Source organism: Massilia sp. NBRC 108631 (assembly GCF_059704565.1).
This window is the reverse complement of record NZ_BAAKJE010000252.1, coordinates 57,052-67,221: the sequence shown is the minus strand read 5'-3', so window position 1 is coordinate 67,221 and position 10,170 is coordinate 57,052. Positions and strand designations below refer to the sequence as shown.

The window sequence follows — 10,170 nt, the reverse complement described above, 5'->3', positions numbered from 1 at the left end:
CATGCCGGGGCCGGCGTCCAGCGCCAGCACTTCCACGCCCGCGGCGCCGCGGGCCGAGTGCAGCGGGCGCAGCAGGATCTCGCCGTGCCCGGCGTGCTTGAGGATGTTGCTGGCCGCCTCGGTCACCACGATGGCCAGTTCGCCGGCGCGCACCGCGTCCATGCCGGCGCGCGCGCCCAGCTCGGCGGCGGCGCGGCGCACGGCCGCCACGTGGGTGGGGTCGGATACCGGGCAGCACAGCTGCAGCGGATTTAGTATGGTTTCCATTTGGTGATGCTAACGGTAGTGCCGGCGCCGGGCGCCGACGTGATGTCAAACTCGTCCGCCAGCCGCTTGGCGCCGGACAGTCCCAGGCCCATGCCGCCGCCGCTGGTGTAGCCATCGGTGAGGGCGCGGGGAATGTCGTCGATGCCGGGTCCATCGTCCGTGAAAACCAGCTGCAGCCCGCGCCGCATGCCGTTGGCCACGTGCAGCAGGTGCGCTTCGCCGCCGCCGCCGTAGCGCAGCGTGTTGCGCGCCAGCTCGCTGGCCGCCGTCACCATCTTGGTCTGGTCGATCAGGCTGAAGCCCTGCGCCACCAGCTGCTCGCGCACCTGCTGGCGCAGGCGCACCATGTCTTCGTCCAGCCGCAGCGGCACCACCATGGCGCCGGGCGCGGGGGCGTTCATGCGATCTGGCGTTGAAGCAGCAGCACGCCCTTTTCCACGTTGAGCGCGGTTTGCACGCCTTCCAGCTTCAGGCCCAGCTCCACCAGCGTGATGGCCACGGCCGGCTGCATGCCCACCAGCACCGTGTGCGCATCGAGCACGCGCGCCATGGCGGCGGTGTTGCTGATCATGCGGCCGATAAAGGAGTCCACCATGTCCAGCGTGGAAATGTCGATCAGCACGCCGCGCGCGCGGTCCTGCACGATGCGCGAGGTCAGGTCGTCCTGCAAGGTCATGGCCAGCCTGTCGTGCATGTCGACCTGGATAGTCACCAGCAGCAGCTGGCCCATCTTGAGTATCGGGATGCGCTCCATGCCTGCCTCACGCCGCCTGGCCGTAGGTGACCGAGGCGCCCAGCCGCTTCATGGCGGTCTGGAAGGCGTCGGCCAGCGTGGCCTTGGTGGTCACGTCCTCCAGGTTCACGCCCAGGTGGACGATGGTTTGCGCGATCTGCGGGCGGATGCCGCTGATGATGCAGTCGGCCCCCATCAGGCGCGCGGCGGCCACGGTCTTGAGCAAATGCTGCGCCACCAGGGTGTCCACGGTGGGCACGCCGGTGATGTCGATGATGGCGATGGAGGCGCCGGTGTCGATGATCTTCTGCAGCAGGTTTTCCATCACCACCTGGGTGCGGGCGCTGTCGAGGGTGCCGATCAGCGGCAGGGCCAGCACGTCGCGCCACAGTTGCACCACCGGGGTGGACAGTTCCAGCAGCTCCTGCTGCTGGCGCAGGATCACGCCTTCGCGGTTGCGCTGGTATTCCTCGACGGTGTACAGGCCCAGGCGGTCGAACAGGGCGCCGGTGTCGGCCAGCTCCGCGCCCAGCGCGGCGCCGTCGTGGGCCAGCTCGGCGCGCAGGCCGGCGAACAGCGGCTCCTTCAGGGCGAACACGAAGGTGGCCGTCTCGGTGGGCGTGTAGCCCTGGCGCACGCGGGAGGCGGAGATTTCCCTGAGCAGCTGGCGTACTTCGGTCCAGGCCGCGCCGTCGATCTCGTAGCTGGCGCCGGCCGGGGTGGCCTGGATCAGCAGCGGCAGCAGGCGCGCGGCCTGCTGGCGCATCTCGCTTTCGGCGCCTTTGTCGCGGCGCACCGTGCGCGACAGCATGGCGCTGAGCCAGCTCTCCAGCAGCGCCTCCTGGTTTTTGCTGAGGATGTTGGCGAGATGCCCGCTGCTCTGCTTGCTCATGCGTACTCCGCTAAGAATGGATTTAGGAGGAGCCAGTCTAACAGCTAATGTTGAAAATCATGATTAATTTGAAACGAGGCGTGCGGCGCGGAACCGGCAGCGCGCACGCTGCCGGGCCGGGAGGGGGAGGGAGCGGCTTACAGCTTGTAGCTGGCCTGCAGCGAGAAGGTGCGGCCGGCCATCGGCAAGTCGAACGGCAGGGTCAGGCCGGGCGCCACGCTGGGTTCGCGCACGTCGGCGTTGAAGGCGTTGCGCACGGAGGCCGAGAAGTTCCACTGGTTCTTGCCGCGCCGTGTGGACACGGTCAGGTCCAGCGTGCGGTAGTCGGCGATCGGGGCGCGCAGGTCGCCGGCCGGACGCTCGCGGTCCGCCACCCAGTTCAGCTGCGGCGACAAGGTGTAGCCGCCGCCGAACTGCCAGTCCGCGCGGGCGTACACGTGGTGGTGCGGCGCATAGCCGGCATCGCGCTGGGTAGTCTTGTCCACCGAGCGCTGCCAGGCGTAGTTGCCCACCAGGCGCAGGTCGCGGTTCACATTCCAGTTGCCTTCCAGCTCCAGGCCGTGGCCGGTCTGGCTGCCCTGGTTGGCGTAGGTGGAGCCGGTGCCGGCCACCGGGTTGGGCAGCAGGCGGATGATGTCGTCCATGGCGTAGCGGAACAGCGTCAGGTTCACCTGCGCGTCGGCCTGCGCCTGCCAGGCCAGCGCCGCCTCGAGCGTGTGGTCGGTTTCCGGCTTCAGGTTGGGGTTGCCCAGCGCCACCGGATTGGTTTCGCCGTAGGCTTCGTTGAAGGCCGGCGCGCGGAAGGCGCGCCCGTACATCAGCTTGGCGGTCAGGTCGAAGCTGGCGTCCCACACCAGCGCCACGCGCGGATTGGTGGTGCCGCCGAAGTCGGAATAGCGGTCGTGGCGCACGCCCGCCGTCAGGTTCCAGTCCTTGGCCAGGCGCCACTCGTCCTGCAGGTAAAGATAGTCGATGCGGCGCCGGTGCGGGCGCAGGAAGGTGCCTGCGTGGCTGAAATCGGCCACCGAGGGCAGCGGAATCGGGCTGCCGTTCGGCGCGTAGGTGAAGTTGCGGCGCTCGCGCGTGCGGTACAGGTGCAGGTCGTCGTGGCCGGCGCCGATGCGGATGTGGTGGTCGGCGAAGCCGCTGTAGTCGGCGAAGGCGGTGGCGCGCACGTTGCGCTCCCAGGTCTCCGGCGCGCCTATCATGCCGTTCGGGAACAGGCCGGTCGGCAGCCGCGCGCCGGGCGGCAGCAGATAATAGGCCACCGGGATTTCCTGCGAATACTGCTGCGTGCTGACGCTCGCGCCCAAGCCCCAGTCCCTGCTGAACTGCGGGCTGGCCCAGGCCAGGCTGGAGGTGATGCGTTCGCTGCGGCCTTCGCCCACCGGGTCCAGCGCCGAGGCGATGCCGGCGCCGCTTTGCACCTTGTCGCGCAGCTTGTAGCCGAAGCGCGCGCGCCACTGGCCGTAGGCCAGCTCGAGGTTGCCGTCGATGGCGTCGCTGCCGGCGTTCATGGGCCCGGGGGCCAGGCTGGCGCGCGTGCCCAGCAGGGTGTCGTTGCGGGTCTGGCCGTCGGCCGCGATGGTGCCGTCCGGGCCGCCCGTGGTGCCCACGCGGACGAAGGCCGCCACATCGAGCGGACCGAGCTTGCCGCCGTGCTGGAACCAGGCGTCGCGCGTGGACAGCGAGCCGATGCTCGCGCCCACTTCGGTGCCGGCCGCCTCGGCCGGGCCCTTGGTGATGATGTTGATGACGCCGGAGAAGGCGTCCGAGCCGTACAGCGCCGAACCAGGGCCGCGTATGACTTCGATGCGCGAGATGTGCTCGACCGGGAAGTTGCCCCAGAAATTGCCCTTGTTGCCGATGAACAGCGTGGTCACCGGCACGCCGTTCTGCAGCACCAGCAGTTGCGGCGTGAACTGGCTGAAGATGCCGCGCACGATATAGAGGGATGAATAGCTGTTGCCGCCGTGGCCCACGTGCAGGCCGGCCACCGATTCGAGCACCTGGTCCAAGTCGGTGGCGCCCATGGCGGCGATGTCGGACGCCGTGATCACCGACGCCACGGCTGGGGCGCGCCGCAGGGTCTGCAGGCTGCCGGTGGCGATGCTGACGGAGTCGCTGTCGCCGTACACCAAGGTCAGTTCGTCTTCTTCGCTGGGCGGGGCGGCCCAGGCCAGTGCCGCCGGCAGTGTCAAGGCCACCGCCAGGCAGATACGGGTTGCGCGGGAGGACTTCAAAGGCTATCTCCAGATGTCTATTTTTGCCATTGTAGCGTGGGGTTTCGTTGCCATGGGTAAAATCGCCACAAGTGTTGCTAGCCTGCTGCTATGCACGTCCCGGTGCGCTGTTGCGCCCCTTCCAGCTTCGGGGCGCGGCGCCGGCATAGGCCACCCCGCTGCAGGGCGTGGCGAACAGCGTGCCTTCGGGCTTTTCGGCCGCTTCCGCCTGGCACGGCGCCATGCCCGCCACGAAGGACGGCACGCGCAGCAGCTGGTATTCGCGCACGGACAGGCCCATGTCCGCGATCATGGCGGCCTGCAGCGCGGCATAGTTCATGCGCAGCTGCGGGTAGCGCGTGAGCAGCACCGCTTCGATCTCGAAGGCCAGCTTCAGGTGGGGCCCGTCGTGCAGGCCCAGCCGCCTGGCCAAGTCCATGATCCAGGGCAGGCGCTCGTCGGTGGAGTTGATCGGGCGGCCGTAGCCGTAGATCTTGCTGCGTCCGGTTTCGGCCCATACCACGTCGGCCAGGCTGGCGCCGGCCTGCACCTGGGCCAGCGCCGACTGCAGGAAGGCCATGCACATCAGGCCGGCGTGGCCGCCGTACACCTTGGCCTCCGACACCGCCATGCCGGCCACCAGGCCCAGCGCGGCGCTGCTGCGCGCGCTGCCTGCCAGCGCCGCCACGCGGTTGTTCCACAGGCGCGCATCCGGGTAGCTGGTGTGGGTCCACAGCGCCTGCACCATCTCGGCCTGCGCCGTGCTCAGGCGGCGGCCGGTGATGCCGAAGGCGTACAGCTCTATCCACTGCAGGTGGCGCAGGTCGCGGTGCAGGTCGTGGCCGCGGAACACCGCGTGGCTGCCCGGGAAGGCGGCGCCGGCCCGCGTGCGCAGGCGGCCGGCGAACTGCTGCAGCAGGGCCGGACCGCGCGCGGGCGCGGCGGGCTGGTAGTGCAAGGCGGCGCTCATGCGGCCTCCCGCAGCTGCATGGACGGCGTGGCGGCCGGATCGAGCTCCAGTTTATAGAAGGGGAAGTGCTTGAAGCCGGTGCGGCCCTGTTCCAGCGCGTGGGCGGCGGCGCCGGGCAGGCGCAGCAGCAGGTACAGCATCTCGCCCTCGTCGGGGCTGAAGCCGAGGTCGTTGAACACGCAGGCGGCCACGCCGCTGACGGCCAGCGGCAGGCCGACGGCGGCGCGCGCATGGTCTTCGCGGCCGAGCGACACTTGCGCGTGCAGCCAGGCGGTGTAGGGACCGGCGCCCAGCTCGGTCAGCGTGGCCAGCAGCTGGCGCACCGGCAGCGCGGTGCTCACGCCGTGCGGGTCGAAGCCGGGCACGTGGGCGGCCTCGGGCCAGACGTCGACCACGTCCTGGCGGCGGCCGGCAAGATAGGCGGCCCAGGCCGACAGGTCGGGGCCGCAGCTGCGCCACATGGTCATGGCGTCGTGCACTTCGCGCGCGCCGCCGCTGCGGCCGGCGCCCACGGCCAGCGCCGCCATCAGGGCGGAGGCGGCGGACGAGCCGCCCACGCCGGCGCACATGGCCGCGTGCACCGAGGCGTCGCGCGGGCCGGGATTGGCCAGCGCCACGGCCAGCGCTTCAAGCGCGTCGAGCTGCGGGCGGGCCGGCAGTTCGCTGCGCAGCAGCAGCCACAGCATCTCCACCCAGCGCGCGTTGCCCACCATTTCGCCGTACACGTCGTAGCCGCGCAGGCGCGCGCTGCGGGTGGCGAAGGCGTTGTCGGCCTCCGGCGCTTCATCCCAGATGGCGGTGTGGATCAAATCCTTGGGCGAGGGCGCCGGCGCCGCGTGCAGGTTCTGCTGCGCCATCACTCGCCTCCGTTGAGCAGGACCCGCAGGCGGCTGCCCATGGGCGGCACTTCCTCCGGGTCGATCTGGATGTCGAGCAGCGTGGGGCCGGGATAGTTGCAGATGGCCTTGATGTCGAGCGCCTCCAGCTCGGCCGCCGAGCGGATGGTGTGGCCGCGCCCGCCCAGCGCGCGGGCCAGGCCGGCGAAATCAGTTTGCGGCAGGGCGAAGGCGATCGGCTCGCCGCCGCCCAGGCGCTGGCCGTGCTTGACCATGCCCAGCGCCGCGTCGTTAAGAATGACGAACACCACGCACTGCTGCTCGGCCACCGCCACGGACAGCTCCTGGCCGCTCATCAGCATGCTGCCGTCGCCGGTGATGCACACCACCGGCGCCGAGGCGTTGCCGGCCGCCGTGCCGACGGCCGCGCCGATGGCCCAGCCCATGGGGGCGAAGTGGGACGTCAGGCGCAGCCAGCCGCCGGCGCTGCGGCGCTTGCCCAGTTGGCGCGACCGGTCGCTGTTGCCGGCGCGGCGTTCGCCCATGCGGCGGTCGCGCGGCTGCAGGTAGTGGATGGCCCAGGCGGCGCTGCTGCCGGCGTCTGCCAGGAAGCGGGTGCTGGGCGGGAACATGCGGCCCAGCTCCTTCATCAGGCGCTGCGGCTTGATCGGCACCGCGTCGCTGTCGTAGGCGGCCTGGGAGTCGAGCATGGAAGCCGGCTCCCAGCGGTGGCTGGCCAGCTCGCGCTTGTGGCGGCGCTTGGCGCGCGCGGACACGCCCAGGTGGCCCTGGCCCAGCATGGTGGCCTGCTCGTGGGCGATGCCGTCGACCAGGCGCTCGAACACGGCGGCAAGGCTGCCGCGCACGTGCAGGCCGGCCATCGGCGTGCGCGCGAGGTGCTCCTCGCAGTCGCCGACGTGCACCAGGCGGCCATTCAGCAGGCTCTCGCTCCAGCCGCCGGTGTCCCATTCGCCCATGCTGCAGCCGACTGCCAGGATCAGGTCCACCGAGCTCTCGCGCAGGGCCGCGTCGGCCGTGGCGTGGCCGCCGAAGCCGAAGGTGCCGCGGTACAGCGGATGCTGCGGACTGACCATGCCCTTGCCGTCGGTGGTGGTGATGAAGGTGGCGCCCTCCAGGTCGGCGAACTGCAGGATGGAGTGGATGGCGTCGGTGCAGCCGGCGCCGATCAGCATCACCACGTTGCGCGCGCCGGCCAGCAGCGAGCGCAGCTTTTCCACCGCGCCGTCGTCCATCAGGCCGGCCGCGCCATGCAGGGCGGACAGGTCGTAGCTGGGCGCCGGCTGCGGGCTGGCGGCGCGGAACACGTCGGACGGCACGCTCAGGTGCACCGGGCCGGGCGCGCTGCGGGTGGCGTGCTGCAGCGCGGTGACCAGTTTCCATTCCAGCTGGGCGGGGTGGGACACCATGGTGTTGTAGCGCGTGCAGTGGCGGAACATGGCCAGCACGTCGATGCCGGTGCAGGACGATTCCTGCAGCGTCACCTTGCCGAAGGAGGGCAGATTGGGCTGAGCGGTGATGACCAGCACCGGCACGCCGTTGGCGTGGGAGTTGGCCACGGCGGTGAGCATATTGGTGGCGCCCGGGCCGGAGGTGGAGATGCAGACGCCGAGCTTGCCGGTTTCGCGGGCGTAGCCGTCGGCCATGAAGGCGGCGCCGGCCTCGTTGCGCGCCACGATCTGGCTCAGGTTGCCGCCGTTGCGCAGGTTGCGGGCGATGGCGTTGTACAGCGGCTCGATGGCGCCGCCGGGCACGCCGAACACGTAGTCGACCCCCATCTGCTCCAGGTAGGCCACCAGCAGGTCGGCGGTGTCGGTGATGTGCAGGGTGGGATTGGCGGCGGCAGGGCGTGACGTCTCCTGTCGTTCAAACTCGACATTGTCAAACATATAAGCTCCTAATATGGGCGAAATCGGCTTGTCCGATAAGCCGATATTAACTAGCAAGATTGCAACGTTGAGTGCTCAAATGCAATAAATGTTGCAGTGCGAGATAATAGCTTAAATTTCAGGCAATGTGTGAGATTTGGTGATAATTAGTGAAAAAATTCTATTGCCGCTTTCGTAAGAACGATTGCTGCAATGAAATTACAAGGTGAACAAGGCCCGCAGGTAGACCGAGCGCGGGGCCATGGGCAGGTCGTTGGGGATGAGACCGGGCGCCAGGCTGGGCTCGCGCACGTCGGCGTTGAAGACGTTGCGCAGCGCGAGCGACAGTTCGCAATGGCGCAGCAGGCGGCCGGTGCTGAAGGCCAGGTCGACGGTGGTGTAGTCGGGCACCTTGGGACGGGCGTCGCCGGGCGCGCGGCGGCGCTCGGCCACCCGGTTGAGCTGGGGGCTGAGCAGGCCGATGCCGGGCAGGCGCAGGTCCAGCCTGCCGCTCAGGTGGTGGCGCGGCGCGTAGCCGGCGTCGCGCCCGGTGGCCGCGTCGATCGAGCGCTGGTAGGCATAGCTGCCGGCCAGCTGCACCGCGCGCGCCGCTTCCCATACCGCCTCCAGCTCCAGCCCCTTGCCGCGCTGGTTGCCGATGTTCTGGAACGTGGCGCCGGTGCCGGCCTGCGGGTTGGGCACGCCGCGGATGATGTCGTTCATCTTGTGGCGGTACAGGTTCAGGTTCAGCTGCAGCTGCGGGCTGGCCTGCCAGGCCAGCGCCCCCTCCAGCGTGGCGATGCGCTCCGGCTGCAGGTCCGGATTGCCGCGCTGGATGGGATTATTGATGCCGTATTCCTCATTGAAGGAGGGCGCGCGGAAGGCGCGGCCGTACAGCAGCTTGGCGGTCAGGTCCAGCGCTGCGTCCCACACCAGGGCCAGGCGCGGGTTGGTGGTGCCGCCGAAATCGGAATAGCGGTCGTGGCGCACGCCCGCCGTCAGCGTCCAGTCGCGCGCGAACTGCCATTCGTCCTGCGCGGTGACGTAGTTCACCAGGCGCCGCTGCGGCAGCAGGAAGGGCTGGATCCGCGAATAGTCGATCACCGGGCCGGTGGGCACCGGCACGCCGGCCTGGTTGAAGATGTAATTCTTGAAGGTGGCCGTGTGGTACATGTCCAGGTTGTCGTGGCCCACGCCGACGCGCAGCTTGTGGCCGTTCCAGCCGTGGTACAGCGCGTGGGCCGACAGGCGCACCTGGCGCTCCGAGGTGTCGGGGTGGCCGATGAAGCCGTCCGGGAACAGGCCGGTGGGGAAGCGCGTGCCGGGCGGCGAGAGCCGCAGGTCGGTGGTGATGCGCTGCTTGAACTGCAGCACGCTCACGGTGGCGCCCACGCTCCAGTCGGCGCTGAAATCGGGCTCGGTCCAGCCCAGGTCGGCGTGCACGCGCTCGCCGCGCTCCTTGCCCACCGGGTCCAGCGCCGAGCCGACGCCGGCGCCGGTGCCCAGGTTGTCGCGCAGCTGGTAGCCGGCGCGCAGGCGCCACCGCGGCCATGCCGGCAGCGCCAGCTCGAGCAGGCTGTCGATGGCGTCGTAGCCGGTATTGACCGGCCCCGGGGCCAGCGAGGCGCGGGTTCCAAAAAGCTTGTCGCGCGCGCTTTGCGCGTCGGCCGTGATCAGCGAACGGAAGCCGTCCGTGGCGCCCACGCGCAGGTAGGCCGCCACTTCCAGCGGTCCGGCCTTGCCGCCGTGCTGGACCCAGGCGTCGCGCGTGCGGAAGGAGCCGGCGCCCGCGCCGGCCTGCGTGCCCGGCGCGTCCGCCGCGCGCTTGGTGACGATGTTGATCACGCCGCTGTAGGCGTCGGCCCCGTACAGAGCCGAGCCGGGGCCGCGTATGATTTCGATGCGCGCGATGTGCGTCACCGGGTAGCCGCCCCATAAGGTGCCCCGGCTGCCGGTGAGCAGCGTGGTCATCGGCACGCCGTTCTGCAGCATCAGCATCTGCGGGTTGTTCACGCTGTAGATGCCGCGCGCGATGTACAGCGGTTCGTAGTTGATGGCCGAGCGCGAGACATGCATGCCGGGCACGCTCTCCAGCACCTGATCCAGGTCGTTGGCGCCCATGGCGGCGATGTCCTCGGCCGTGATCACGGTGGCCACCGCCGGCGCGCGGCGCAGCGGCTGGGCGCTGCCGGTGGCGATGCTGACCGAGGACTTATCGCCGTACACCAGCGCCAGCTCGTCCTCCTCGCTCAACTGCGCCGGCCCTGGCCGGGCCGGCACGGCCACCCCGGCCGCCATGGAGGGGCCGCTCAGCAGCGGCAGGACCAGGATTGCAGACAGGCAGGGGAACAAGCGCATGGCGGG

At 69.9% G+C, this 10,170-nt stretch carries 9 protein-coding genes; all 9 read right to left on the bottom strand.

Annotated elements, in window-relative coordinates; all coding sequences use genetic code 11:
* The coding region (locus tag AC6H42_RS27645; protein WP_497549418.1) for an ATP-binding protein at positions 1 to 267 on the bottom strand (267 nt) is incomplete at its 3' end.
* Positions 252 to 668: an anti-sigma regulatory factor gene (locus tag AC6H42_RS27640; protein WP_057156449.1), complete on the bottom strand. Its 417-nt coding sequence runs from the start codon at positions 666 to 668 to the stop codon at positions 252 to 254. The genes AC6H42_RS27640 and AC6H42_RS27645, both read right to left, overlap by 16 nt.
* Positions 665 to 1,021 carry an STAS domain-containing protein gene (locus AC6H42_RS27635; protein WP_057156450.1) on the bottom strand — a complete coding sequence of 119 codons (357 nt, stop codon included), beginning with the start codon at positions 1,019 to 1,021 and terminating at the stop codon, positions 665 to 667. Before AC6H42_RS27635 ends, AC6H42_RS27640 begins: the two co-directional genes overlap by 4 nt.
* Positions 1,022 to 1,028: 7 nt before the next feature.
* Positions 1,029 to 1,892, bottom strand: coding sequence for an STAS domain-containing protein (locus AC6H42_RS27630; RefSeq protein WP_057156451.1), 864 nt, complete (start codon positions 1,890 to 1,892; stop codon positions 1,029 to 1,031).
* A gap of 137 nt (positions 1,893 to 2,029) precedes the next feature.
* The gene (locus tag AC6H42_RS27625; RefSeq protein ID WP_057156452.1) at positions 2,030 to 4,135 is read right to left on the bottom strand and encodes a TonB-dependent receptor plug domain-containing protein; all 2,106 of its coding nucleotides are present in this window, start codon (positions 4,133 to 4,135) and stop codon (positions 2,030 to 2,032) included.
* Between the two features lie 88 nt (positions 4,136 to 4,223).
* Positions 4,224 to 5,084, bottom strand: a complete 861-nt coding sequence (locus tag AC6H42_RS27620; RefSeq protein WP_497549417.1) for a citrate synthase family protein — start codon at positions 5,082 to 5,084, stop codon at positions 4,224 to 4,226.
* Positions 5,081 to 5,941 carry a citrate synthase family protein gene (locus tag AC6H42_RS27615; RefSeq protein WP_057156454.1) on the bottom strand — a complete coding sequence of 287 codons (861 nt, stop codon included), beginning with the start codon at positions 5,939 to 5,941 and terminating at the stop codon, positions 5,081 to 5,083. The genes AC6H42_RS27620 and AC6H42_RS27615 overlap by 4 nt, the downstream gene beginning before the upstream one ends.
* Entirely contained in the window at positions 5,941 to 7,827 is a 1,887-nt protein-coding gene (locus tag AC6H42_RS27610) for a thiamine pyrophosphate-binding protein (RefSeq protein WP_497549416.1), read from the bottom strand. Before AC6H42_RS27610 ends, AC6H42_RS27615 begins: the two co-directional genes overlap by 1 nt.
* Positions 7,828 to 8,025: 198 nt before the next feature.
* Positions 8,026 to 10,164, bottom strand: coding sequence for a TonB-dependent receptor plug domain-containing protein (locus tag AC6H42_RS27605; RefSeq protein WP_497549415.1), 2,139 nt, complete (start codon positions 10,162 to 10,164; stop codon positions 8,026 to 8,028).
* Positions 10,165 to 10,170 lie beyond the last annotated feature (6 nt).